Source organism: Streptomyces sp. NPDC034670, assembly GCF_055574875.1.
In genome coordinates, this window is record NZ_JBVITR010000057.1 from 33,833 (window position 1) to 44,254 (window position 10,422).

Sequence of the window (10,422 nt, forward strand, 5' to 3'; positions counted from 1 at the left end):
CTCTTCCCCCCCCCCCCCCCCCCCCCCCCGCCCCCCCCCCCCCCCCCCCCCCCCCCCCCCCCCCCCCCCCCCCCCACGGCGTCCGTGCGTTGTGCGGAGGGCGGACCCTCTCAGCGGGCGGCCCCGGCGTCGGCGTTGGGGCCCGTGTAGTCCTCGCCGTAGGCGCCCTTGGCGGGGCGGCGGCGGCGCATCGGCGGCTCGACGCCGTCGGCGAGGCGGCGGGCGGTGAGCAGGAAGCCCGTGTGGCCGATCATCCTGTGGTCCGGACGGACGGCCAGGCCCTCGATGTGCCAGTTGCGGATCATCGTCTCCCAGGCGGTCGGCTCGTTGAAGCAGCCGATCTCGCGGATGGACTCGACGGTCCGGGCGAGCTGGGTGGTGGTCGCGACGTAGCAGCACAGGATGCCGCCGGGGACGAGTGCCTTGGAGACGGCCTCCAGGCACTCCCAGGGGGCGAGCATGTCGAGGATGACGCGGTCGACGTCGGTGTCGGACAGGTTGTCCTGCAGGTCGCCGACGGTCAGCTGCCAGGCCGGGTGCGGGCCGCCGAAGTACCGCTCGACGTTCTGCCGGGCGATGTCGGCGAAGTCCTCGCGGCGTTCGTAGCTGTGCAGCATGCCCTGGTCGCCGATGGCGCGCAGCAGGAAGCTGCTGAGCGAGCCGGAGCCGACGCCGGCCTCCACGACGCGTGCGCCGGGGAAGATGTCGGCGAAGGCGAGGATCTGCCCCGCGTCCTTGGGGTAGACGACGGCCGCCCCGCGGGGCATGGACAGGACGTAGTCGGGGAGCAGGGGGCGCAGCGCGAGGTAGGCGACGTTCCCGGTGGTGCGGACAACGCTGCCCTCGGGAGCGCCGATCAGTTCGTCGTGCGGGAAGGAACCCTTGTGGGTGTGGAAGTTCTTCCCGGCCTCGAGCGTGAACGTGTAGTGGCGGCCCTTGGGGTCGGTCAGCTGAACCTGGTCCCCGACCTTGAAGGGCCCGCGTCTGCGGGCGGCACCGGTCGGTTCGGACATGTGACCAGCCTACCGGTCCCGCCGGGGGCCGCCGACCACACCGGCCGCCCCCGGGGCTGCGCGCGGGGCTACGAGGGACGGGCCATGGCCTTGACGAAGGCGCGCTCGACGTCGGCGGCGGACAGGACGCCGTAGATCTCGCCGGTCTCCTCGACCACCAGGTACTCGGTGGCGGGGGTGGCGCGCAGGGCGTCCAGGAGTTCCTCGCCCGCGAGCTCGGCGGAGACCCGCATGCCGTCGGTGAGGTCCTGCGCGAGCCCGCCGACCGGCACCCAGGGGCGGCGGTGCTCGGGTACGCCGACGATGGCGGCCTCGCGGACCAGGGAGCGGGGGGCGCCGTCGGCGTCGACGACGACGAGGGCGCGGGCGCCGGCGGCGTTGGCCCGGCGCAGCGCCTCGGAGAGCGGGGTGTCGCTCTCGACGGGGACCGCGCGGCGGGTGAGGGTGCGGGCGCGCAGTTCGGGCAGGTGCTCGCGCAGGCGGGCCATGCGCAGGCTGTTGCCGGCGCCGGTCCAGATGATCGCGGCGAGGATGGCGGCGAGCAGCGCGTCCAGGACGGTGTCCATGCCGACGTTGTCCACGGCGTCGGAGCCGAGCGCTCCGGACTGGGCGATCAGCGGGAGGCCGATCAGGACGGACAGGGCGAGGGCGCGGCCGACCCAGGCGGCGACGACGGTGCCGGTCATCGGCCTTCCGCTGATCTTCCAGACGACGGCGCGGAGCATGCGGCCGCCGTCGAGGGGGAGGCCGGGCAGGAAGTTGAAGGCGGCCACGATGAGGTTGGAGATCATCAGCCCGGCCAGCAGGACGCCGGGGACGGAAGCGGGGTCCACGGCGAGCAGGGCGAGGTAGAACAGGCCGGACAGGACGAGGGAGAGCAACGGGCCGACGAAGGCGAGGACGAACTCGCGGCCGGGTGTCTCGGCCTCCTTCTCGATCTCGGAGACGCCGCCGAAGAACTGGAGCTGGATGCGGCGCACCGGGAGCTTGAAGCGGAGGGCGGCCAGGGTGTGGGCGAGCTCGTGGACCAGCACGGAGGCGTAGAAGGCGACCGCGAAGAACAGGGAGACCAGGTAGCTGGCGGCTCCGAGCTCGGGCAGCACGCGGTCGATCTGACCGCCGAACACCCAGGTGATGAGGAGGGCGACGAGGAACCAGCTGGGCGCGACGTACACGGGCACCCCGAACGGCCGTCCCATCAGCAGGCCGCGCTGCTTGTCCCGGGGGCGCTGCGGCGCGGGTGCCCCGTCGGTGCCGGAGCGGGCGTGCGCGCGGTCGGGGTGCCGGTGGGACGAGGGGCCGTCGGCCGGTCGTCCGTCTCCGGGGGTGTCCTCCCGGCCGGTCCCGGCGGCGGGGTTCTCGGGCCGGGGGCCGGGGGCCGGAGCGGGGCTCCGGTCCGCGGGGGCGCCGTCCCCGGTCCCGCCGGTCCCGCCGTTCTCGGCGGCGCCGTCGGCCGCGGGGGGCCGCCCGGCGGGGGGGCCGGGGGCTGCCGGGGTGTCGTCGGGCCGGCCGTCGAAGCGGCGGCCCGCCCGCTCGTCGGCGGCCCGGCCCGCGGTGGTGGAGCGGTCGCCGTCCTCGTGGGGAGCGCCGTCGGCGGCCGGCGCCCGGGGTTCCGTGTGCTCGGCCGACTCGTCGTTGCCGGACCGCGGCCGCCCGCGCCCGCCGCTTGCATCCACCGGTGTCCCCTCGTTCGCTGCGTCTCCCGCTCCCGCCGGGCGGGAGGGTCTCGCCTCGATGGTATGCGGCCTGCGCCACCCGTTCCGCCCCGGCACCCCTGTCACTTCCCGTCCGTCGCCACGTCTCCCGCTTCCCTCTTTTCCCTGTCTTCCCGGCTTTCCCTGCTTTCCCCCTCTCCCCGCCTTCCTCTCTGCCTCCTCCGGCCGCTCACGGCCCGCCCCCGCCGTACGGAGCGTCCCCGGTTCGTCCACAGGCCCCGGACGGGTGTGGATCGCTGTCGGCACCGGGCCGTAAGGTCTGGGACATGGAGACGAGCACCGAGGGCGCGGCGCGCCCCGACAGCGGCCCGGTCGCGGCGGCCGAGCAGGCGGCGGACACGGTCGTGACGACCGCGGCCCCCGCCGTGCCGCCCGCCTCGCTGTCCCCCTCGCGTGCGAGCGACTTCATGCAGTGCCCGCTGCTGTACCGGTTCCGGGTCATCGACCGGCTGCCGGAGAAGCCGAGCGAGGCGGCGACCAGGGGCACGCTGGTGCACTCGGTGCTGGAGCGCCTCTTCGACGCCCCGGCGGCCGAGCGCACCGCGCCGCGGGCGAAGGGGCTGGTCCCGGGGCAGTGGGAGCGGCTGCGGGAGTCCCGGCCGGAGGTCGCGGAGCTGTTCGCCGACGACCCGGAGGGCGAGCGGCTGGCGCGCTGGCTGGCGGAGGCGGAGCGGCTGGTCGAGCGCTGGTTCACGCTCGAGGACCCGAGCCGGCTGGAGCCCGCCGAGCGGGAGCTGTTCGTCGAGGCCGAGCTGGACTCGGGGCTGCGGCTGCGCGGCATCATCGACCGGGTCGACGTGGCGCCCACCGGCGAGGTGCGCATCGTCGACTACAAGACGGGCAAGGCGCCGAGGCCGGAGTACGCCGAGGACGCGCTGTTCCAGATGAAGTTCTACGCCCTGGTGGTGTGGCGGCTGAAGAAGGTGGTCCCGCGCCGGCTCCAGCTCGTGTACCTGGGCAGCGGCGACGTGCTGACGTACGACCCCGTCCCCGCCGACCTGGAGCGGGTCGAGCGCAAGCTGCTCGCGCTGTGGGACGCGATCCGGACGGCGACCGAGACGGGCGACTGGCGGCCGCGCCCCACCAAGTTGTGCGGCTGGTGCGACCACCGGGCCCACTGCCCGGAGTTCGGCGGCACTCCCCCGCCGTACCCGCTGCCGGTGAGGGCGGCCGGGTCCGGCGGAGGCCAACAGGGCAGAATGGGGCCGGACTAGCGAAGGAGACTTACGTGGCCATCCGCGTCCTACTGGTCGACGACCAGCCGCTGCTGCGCACGGGCTTCCGGATGATCCTGGAGGCGGAGCAGGACATCGCGGTCGTCGGCGAGGCCGGGGACGGCCTCCAGGCCCTGGACCAGGTGCGGGCGCTGCAGCCCGATGTGGTGCTGATGGACATCCGCATGCCGCGGATGGACGGAGTGGAGGCGACCCGGCAGATCACCGGTCCCGAGCGGAACGGTCCGGCGAAGGTGCTGGTGCTGACGACGTTCGACCTGGACGAGTACGTGGTGGAGGCGCTGAAGGCGGGCGCCAGCGGCTTCCTGCTGAAGGACGCCCCGGCGGGCGAACTGGTGCAGGCGATCCGTGTGGTGGCCGCCGGGGAGGCGATGCTCGCGCCGAGCATCACGCGCCGGCTGCTGGACAAGTACGCCACGCACCTGCCCTCCGGTGAGGAGCCGGTGCCGGACACGCTGCACACGCTGACCGAGCGCGAGGTCGAGGTGCTGAAGCTGGTGGCGCGCGGGCTGTCCAACGCGGAGATCGCCGCCGATCTGTTCGTCAGTGAGACCACCGTCAAGACGCACGTCGGGCACGTCCTGACCAAACTGGGGCTGCGCGACCGGGTGCAGGCCGCGGTGTACGCCTACGAGAGCGGGCTGGTGCGCCCCGGCGCGCAGTGACGCGGGTCCGTCCGGCCGCCGTGCGCGACGTGACGTGACGACGAGAGGGCGCTCCCTTCCGGGCGGAAGGGGGCGCCCTCTCGTGGGTGCGGCGGATTCAGCTCTTGCTCAGCTCCCAGAAGCGGAACACGGTCGAGGCGTCGAGGCAGTACTCCAGGCCGTAGACGCCGTCACGGACGACCGCGTACTGCTTGGCCTGCCAGACGGGGAGCAACGGCAGTTCCTCGGCGACGATGTCCTGGAGCCGGCCGAACTCCTTGTCGGTGGCGGAGCGGTCGCTCCGGGCGGCGGTGCGCGGGATGAGCGAGCCGGTGATGGTGCCGTTCTCGTAGTTGTTGTCCAGCACGTTGCCCTCGCCGAAGAAGGGGCCCGTGAAGTTGTCGGCGTCCGGGTAGTCGGGCACCCAGCCCTTGACGTAGACGCCGTACTTGCCGGCGGCGATGTCCTTCTCGTACTGCTCGAAGCCGACGGACTTCATCTCGGCGTCGAACAGTCCGCTGGCGTTGAGCTGCCCGGCGATCGCGGCCAGTTCCTGGTCGGTGGCCGGGCCGTAGCGGGAGGGGGTGGACCACAGGGTGAGCTCCACCTTGCCGGTGATGCCTTCCTCCCGCAGCGCGGCGGCGGCCTTGGCCCTGGAGGGGCGGGCGCCGTAGGTGTCGAAGAAGGCCGTGTTGTGGCCGGCGATACCGGCCGGGACGATCGAGTACAGCGGGGTGGCCGTGCCCTCGTGGACCTCGTGGATGAGGGCGTCGCGGTCGAGCAGGTGGGCGACGGCCTTGCGCACGCCGAGCTTCCCGGCGACCGGGTGGTCCATGTTGAAGACCAGGTGCTGGACCTCGGCGCTGCTGCCCTCGATGACCTCGACGGCGCCGGTGCCGTCGTCGGCCTTCTCGAGGTCGGTGATGTCCTTGGCGGTGAGGCCCCGGTAGGCGATGTCGACCCCGGCGTCCTGGACGGCCTTCTTCAGGGCGGTCTGGTCGCCGTGGAAGAACTTCAGCGTCACGCCGGAGTTCTTGGTCTCGACGGTGCCCCGGTAGTGCTCGTTGACGGAGAAGACGGCCCGGTCCTTGCCGAACGAGTCCAGCTTGTAGGGGCCGGAGCCGACCGCCTCGCCGTCCTCGCGCAGCCCGTCCGCGTCGTACTGGCGGTGGTCGACGATGGAGCCGGCACCGGAGGCGATCTTGCTGGGGAAGGTGGCGTCGGGCGTGTTGAGCTTGAAGACGACCGTCCTCTCGTCCGGCGTCTCCACCTCCTCCAGCATCGGGAACATGATCGCGGGACCGTCGGGGTCGTCGATCCTCAGCATGCGGTCGAAGGAGAACTTCACGTCCTTCGAGGTGAGCGGGTCACCGTTGCTGAACTTGAGCCCGTCCCGCAGGGTGCACGAGTACACCTTGGTCCCGGTGTCCGTGAAACCGCACTCCTTCGCGGCCTCCGGCTGCGGCTCGGTGGCTCCCTCGGGGAAGCTGAGCAGCGACTGGAAGACGTTGGTGAACAACAGCCAGGAGCCGGGGTCGTAGCCGGAGGCGGGGTCGGTGGCGAGGACCTCGTCGGACATTCCCACCACGACGTGGGAGCCGTCCGTCCCGGAAGCTCCGTCCTCCAGTCCGCAGCCGGTCAGCAGGCCGGTGGCCGGCCCCGCCGCGATCGGCAGGACCGGCCACTGGTTGCGCAGGTTCACATGGGTGCCTTGTCGTCGGGCTCGATGGTCCCGGGCCGTCCTCCCCGGCCCGGGACGAGACGGCCCGTCAGCCGCTCACGCCTCGGCCGAGCTCCCACAGCTGAAGGGTGGAAGAGGAGTTGAGCGAGTAGGCGGTGCCCGTGATGTCGTCGCGTGCGGCGACGTACTGCTTGCCCTGCCACAGCGGCAGCACGGGGACGTCGTCCGCCACGATGTCCTGGATGTTCGTGAGGCTGCCGGAGGCGGACAGGCGGTCGGCCTGGCGGCGGGACTGCGGGATCAGTTCCTTGCGGATCTTGTCGTTGGCGTACGGCGAGGCGAGGAAGTTGTCGGCGTCCAGGAACGGGGCGAGGAAGTTGTCGGCGTCCGGGAAGTCGGGGAACCAGCCCATGCCGTAGACGTCGTACTCGCCCTTCTGCCCGGCGGGGCGGAAGGTCTTCCAGGGGGTGCCCTCGATGTCGACGTCGAACAGGCCGCTGGCGTTGAGCTGCTTCTGGAGCTGCTCGAACTCGCCCTTCGTGGCCGGTCCGTAGTGGTCGGTGGTGTAGTGCAGCGTCACCTTCACCGGGGTGCTGATCCCGGCCTCCTCCAGCAGGGCGCGGGCCTTGGTGGTGCTGGGGTCGCCGTACGTGTTGAAGAACGAGTTGGAGTGGCCGGTGACGCTCGCGGGGACCAGCGAGTACAGCGGCTCGGCCTGGGAGCCGTAGACCTTGGAGATCAGTTCGCTGCGGTTGACGATCTGGGCCATCGCCTTGCGGACCGCCTTGTCCTTCACGGTCTGGGCGTCGGTGTTGAAGGCCAGGTAGCGGATCTCCAGGCCGGGCATCTCGACCAGGTCGACGTCGTCGTCGGCGTTGTCCGCGAGCTCGCGGATCTGCTCCGGCGACATGCTGCGGGTCATGAGGTCGATGTCGCCCTTCTCCAGCGCGTCGCCCATGGCGTCGGCGTCCTCGAAGGAGACGATCTCGACCTTCTCGTTGTTCACCTTCAGCGCCCCCTTGTAGGAGGGGTTCCTGGTGAACGTCGCCCGGACCAGCTCGTCGCCCTCGACCTTCGCCTCCATGGTGTACGGGCCCGAGCCGTCGACCTCGAAGCCGTCGCGCAGCTTGCCCTTCTCGTAGTCGTCCGGGTTGACGATGCCGGCGACCGGGGTGGACAGCTTGTACGGGAAGGTGGCGTCGGCGGTCTTGAGGTGGAAGATCACCTCGCGGTCGCCCTGCGTCTCGACGGTGTCGATGCCGGACAGCAGCGCGAAGACACCGCTCTCCGCCTCGATCGACAGGGCGCGGTCGATGGAGTACTTCACGTCGGCGGCGGTCACCTTGTCGCCGTTCGCGAACTTCAGGCCGTCGCGCAGGGTGCAGCTGTACCGCTCGTTGCCGGCGTCGGTGAAGCCGCAGGACTCGGCCGCCTCCGGCACCGGCTCGCCCTCGCCGCGCGGCTGGACCATCAGGGTCTGCACGGTCTGGCGCAGGATGTTCCAGGTGCCGACGTCGTAGGCGGAGGCCGGGTCGACGGGTGCGGGGTCCTCCTCCGAGGCAGTGAACCGGTCCGTGGTGCCGACGACGATCGCGTCGCCGTCGCTGCTTCCGCCCTCGGTGTCACCACAGGCGGCGAGCACCGGCGCGAGCAGGCCCATCGCGGCCGCCAGCACCAAAGTCTTGCGGTTCATGCTCGAGTTTCTCCAGGACTGTCGACTCCGTGTACCCGGCACGCAGGGTGTCGCAGCGGTTCACGGGGTAGGGGTGATGTTCTCGCGACGAGATTAGTCCGCGCCCGCAGGAAGGCCCGCAGCCGCTGGAGTTGAGGTGCCATCACGCAGTGGAACCGGGTGTGAACGCACCGGAAGATGCGACCGGGGAAGGATTAGTGCAGCGTCTCCCCAATCGGGACACAAGGGCACCCCGACGACCGCCGACAAGGGGCGGGCAGCACACGCCACCCTCCCTGTCGACCCCTTACGGCGTGTCGAACATCACATGTGAAAACGAGCTCGTCGGCATCGGAATTCAGCCGTCGGCAACGGAACGAATTCCTGCGGACACGGGTCGGCGGGCTCGCGTGCGAGCGGCGGGAATTCCGGCCCTAACCCTTTTGCACGCTGGGTGAACACCTAGAGCACTTCCGTCATCAGGCCGCGCAGAAATGTCAGGTCCACGACTTCCAGGGAGGGAACGACGGTGCGCCGGACGGCCGGGGTGATCGGGGCCACCGAGGGCACCGCCACGACCTGGCAGCCCGCGGCCTCGGCGGCGGCCACACCGGTCGCGGTGTCCTCGATGACGGCGCACCGCAGGGGGTCCGCGTCGAGCCCGGAGGCGGCCGCCAGGTACGGGTCGGGGTGCGGCTTGGTGCGCGGGACCTCGTCACCGGCGATCGACAGCGCGAAGTGCTGCGGACCCAGCCGGGCCAGCACCCGGTCGATGATGCGCCGGTGCGAGGCGGAGACGAGGGCGGTGGGAATCCTGTGCTCGGACAGTTCGGCGAGCAGCCGCTCGGCGCCCGGCATCAGCGGCAGGGCGTGGTCGATGCGGTCCTCGAAGCCGTCGTTCAGCAGCACCGTCAGCTCGGCCAGGTCGATGTCGGCCCCGGTCGCCTCGATCAGGAACTTCGCGCTGCGGCTCATGGGGCCGCCGACCACGACTTGGCGCCAGGACTCGTCGAGGGTGTGGCCGAGGGAGGCGAAGACCTCGACCTCGACGTCCCACCAGAAGCCCTCGGTGTCCACCAGGGTCCCGTCCATGTCGAGGAGCACGGCCTGCAGGGCCGTGCTCCCGGCCGCCCGGGTCTGCCCCGCGCGAACGGGGCCGAGGGCCCGGGAAGCGGTTCCGGGCGCGGGTACCGTACTGGTCATCCACATACCTCCTTGAGGGACGATCAGGCCGGTTCCCCACACGTGGGGAACCGGCCTGCGGTGGACCGACCAGTGTACGTCGTACGCGAAGCGTGTGCCTCTTGTCGCCCGTGGGTCCCGCGCCGGGGCCCTTCCCGGCCCCGGGGGCGGCCTCAGCGGGCGTTGAAGTACTTGGCCTCCGGGTGGTGGATCACGATGGCGTCGGTGGACTGCTCGGGGTGGAGCTGGAACTCCTCGGACAGCTCCACCCCGATGCGCTCGGGTGCGAGCAGGTCGGCGATCTTGGCGCGGTCCTCCAGGTCGGGGCAGGCGCCGTAGCCGAGGGAGAAGCGGGCACCCCGGTACTTCAGGGCGAACATGTCCTCCATGGCGTCGGGGTCCTCGCCCGCGAAGCCGAGCTCGGCGCGGACGCGGGCGTGCCAGTACTCGGCGAGGGCCTCGGCGAGCTGCACGGACAGGCCGTGCAGCTCCAGGTACTCGCGGTAGGCGTCGGCCTCGAAGAGGCGGGCGGTCTCCTCGCCGATGCGGGAGCCGACGGTGACCACCTGGAAGCCGACGACGTCCCTCTCGCCGGACTCCTCCGGGCGGAAGAAGTCCGCCAGGCACAGCCGGCGGCCGCGGCGCTGGCGCGGGAAGGTGAAGCGGGTGCGCTCGTTGCCGGCCTCGTCCAGGATGATCAGGTCGTCGTCCTTGGAGACGCAGGGGAAGTAGCCGTAGACCACGGCCGCCTCCAGCAGGTTCTCCGTCTGGAGCCGGTCCAGCAGGCCGCGCAGCCGCGGCCGGCCCTCGGTCTCCACCAGCTCCTCGTACGTGGGGCCGTCGCCGGTGCGGGCCTGCTTCAGGCCCCACTGGCCCTTGAACAGCGCGCCCTCGTCGAGCCAGCTCGCGTACTCCTTGAGCTGGATGCCCTTGATCACGCGGGTGCCCCAGAACGGCGGCTCCGGGACCGGGTTGTCGGTGGCCACGTCGGAGCGGACGCTGCCCTCCTCGGGACGCTCCTCGACCTCCACGGTCGCCGCGCGCACCCGCCGCTGCCTCAGCTCCGGCAGCTTCGCGCCGGGCACCCCGCGCTTGACGCCGATCAGCGCGTCCATCAGCCGCAGGCCCTCGAACGCGTCGCGGGCGTAGCGGACCTCGCCCTGGTAGAGCTCGTGCAGGTCCTGCTCGACGTAGGCGCGGGTGAGGGCGGCGCCGCCGAGGATGACCGGGTAGTCGGCGGCCAGGCCGCGGGCGTTGAGCTCCTCGAGGTTCTCCTTCAT

Annotated in this window: 8 protein-coding genes; 2 read left to right on the forward strand and 6 right to left on the reverse strand. The window is 71.8% G+C overall.

Annotated features, from left to right (window positions below):
- Window positions 1–110: 110 nt before the first annotated feature.
- Together ACZ56B_RS28295 and ACZ56B_RS28300 are read right to left on the reverse strand one after the other, a co-directional pair.
- A complete protein-coding gene (locus ACZ56B_RS28295; protein ID WP_468796449.1) occupies window positions 111–1,013 on the reverse strand; it encodes a tRNA (adenine-N1)-methyltransferase in 903 nt (300 codons plus the stop codon).
- Window positions 1,014–1,081: 68 nt separating this feature from the next.
- Window positions 1,082–2,689, reverse strand: coding sequence for a site-2 protease family protein (locus ACZ56B_RS28300; protein ID WP_468796451.1), 1,608 nt, complete (start codon window positions 2,687–2,689; stop codon window positions 1,082–1,084).
- 305 nt (window positions 2,690–2,994) lie between these two features.
- Here ACZ56B_RS28300 and ACZ56B_RS28305 point away from each other — a divergent pair, with 305 nt between their 5' ends.
- Together ACZ56B_RS28305 and ACZ56B_RS28310 are read left to right on the forward strand one after the other, a co-directional pair.
- Window positions 2,995–3,942 (forward strand): RecB family exonuclease, encoded by a 948-nt coding sequence (locus ACZ56B_RS28305; protein WP_468796453.1) that lies wholly within the window; start codon window positions 2,995–2,997, stop codon window positions 3,940–3,942.
- Window positions 3,943–3,956: 14 nt separating this feature from the next.
- A complete protein-coding gene (locus tag ACZ56B_RS28310; RefSeq protein ID WP_468796455.1) occupies window positions 3,957–4,628 on the forward strand; it encodes a response regulator in 672 nt (223 codons plus the stop codon).
- Window positions 4,629–4,725: 97 nt separating this feature from the next.
- On the opposite strand, the gene ACZ56B_RS28315 is transcribed toward ACZ56B_RS28310, so the two are convergent.
- From ACZ56B_RS28315 to ACZ56B_RS28330, 4 genes are all read right to left on the reverse strand, one after another.
- Complete coding sequence (locus tag ACZ56B_RS28315) at window positions 4,726–6,309, reverse strand: ABC transporter substrate-binding protein (RefSeq protein WP_468796457.1); 1,584 nt, start codon at window positions 6,307–6,309, stop codon at window positions 4,726–4,728.
- A gap of 67 nt (window positions 6,310–6,376) precedes the next feature.
- The gene (locus ACZ56B_RS28320; RefSeq protein ID WP_468796459.1) at window positions 6,377–7,981 is read right to left on the reverse strand and encodes an ABC transporter substrate-binding protein; all 1,605 of its coding nucleotides are present in this window, start codon (window positions 7,979–7,981) and stop codon (window positions 6,377–6,379) included.
- A 441-nt stretch (window positions 7,982–8,422) separates the two neighbouring features.
- Complete coding sequence (locus tag ACZ56B_RS28325; RefSeq protein ID WP_468796461.1) at window positions 8,423–9,163, reverse strand: HAD family hydrolase; 741 nt, start codon at window positions 9,161–9,163, stop codon at window positions 8,423–8,425.
- Between the two features lie 152 nt (window positions 9,164–9,315).
- Window positions 9,316–10,422: vitamin B12 dependent-methionine synthase activation domain-containing protein (locus tag ACZ56B_RS28330; RefSeq protein WP_468796463.1), on the reverse strand; the 1,107-nt coding region annotated here is incomplete at its 5' end.